Consider the following 438-nt stretch of genomic DNA (forward strand, 5'->3'; position numbering starts at 1 on the left):
GATGTGTGCCCAGTCGCCGGTGCGTTCGAGGAGGTGGAGTTCGACCCCCGGATCGAGTCGGGCGACCGGTGCCCCGTCGGGGTCGGGGGCCGACCACGCGGGCATCCCGCCGGCGGGCACCACATGCGTAGGCCGCCAGGTTGGTTGCTCGCGAACCCGCTGGGCGGCACCGGGCGCAGGCCGACTCCGATCGGGGGAAGACCAGGCGGTCGGGTGGACTTGCTGCGACCGCGGCGGCGTCGTGGGTGCGCCGGTGAGGGGTTCTTCCATGGTTCGCCCGTCCACCCAGGCGGACCACCCGTTGGTGCAGATGATGTGTGCCCAGTCGCCGGTGCGTTCGAGGAGGTGGAGTTCGACCCCCGGATCGAGTCGGGCGACCGGTGCCCCGTCGGGGTCGGGGGCCGACCACGCGGGCATCCCGCCGGCGGGCACCACATG

At 73.5% G+C, this 438-nt stretch carries 1 protein-coding gene; it reads right to left on the reverse strand.

All coding sequences use genetic code 11. The features are described from left to right. A partial coding sequence (locus QM806_RS40985) for an SH3 domain-containing protein (RefSeq protein ID WP_283295058.1) occupies positions 1-438 on the reverse strand: 438 nt, incomplete at both ends.

The organism is Rhodococcus sp. IEGM 1351, assembly GCF_030056875.1.
GTDB lineage: Bacteria > Actinomycetota > Actinomycetes > Mycobacteriales > Mycobacteriaceae > Rhodococcus_F > Rhodococcus_F opacus.